Origin of the sequence: Rothia nasisuis (genome assembly GCF_928381405.1) — a bacterium.
Lineage (GTDB): Bacteria > Actinomycetota > Actinomycetes > Actinomycetales > Micrococcaceae > Rothia > Rothia nasisuis.
On record NZ_CAKMSB010000054.1, the window covers coordinates 1 to 412 of the forward strand.

General features: G+C 52.9%; 1 protein-coding gene. It reads left to right on the top strand.

The window, feature by feature from the left end; all coding sequences use genetic code 11:
* On the top strand, positions 1 to 412 hold a 412-nt coding region (locus tag L6966_RS12000; RefSeq protein ID WP_237233473.1), incomplete at both ends, for a hypothetical protein.

The window sequence follows — 412 nt, forward strand, 5'->3', positions numbered from 1 at the left end:
GGCGGACAACATGCCGTTATTGCATCGGGCGCAGGTGCTGGCGTGGGCACAGGAGATGAATCTGCCGTGCAAAACGTTGTTGAAAGGGTTGGATGAAGCTATCGCCCGGCGCGGAACTAAAACTGAAGATTTCTCTGAGGAAGACACCAGCGATATCAATGACAGCCTGATCCTCGATACACCTGAATCTCCACTGGCAGATGCGGTGGCAAACGTCTTAACCATGACGTTGCTGAAAAAAGCGCAGTTGAAGTCCACTGTGATGCCACAGGTTCAGCAATATGCGTGGGATAAAGCAGCAAACAGCAACCAACCGCTGGCGCACACGGTTGTGCTGCTCAATAGTGGAGGCGACGCTACCCAGGCGGCCGCTATTTTAAGTGGTTTAACCGCTGAGCAATCCACCATTGAG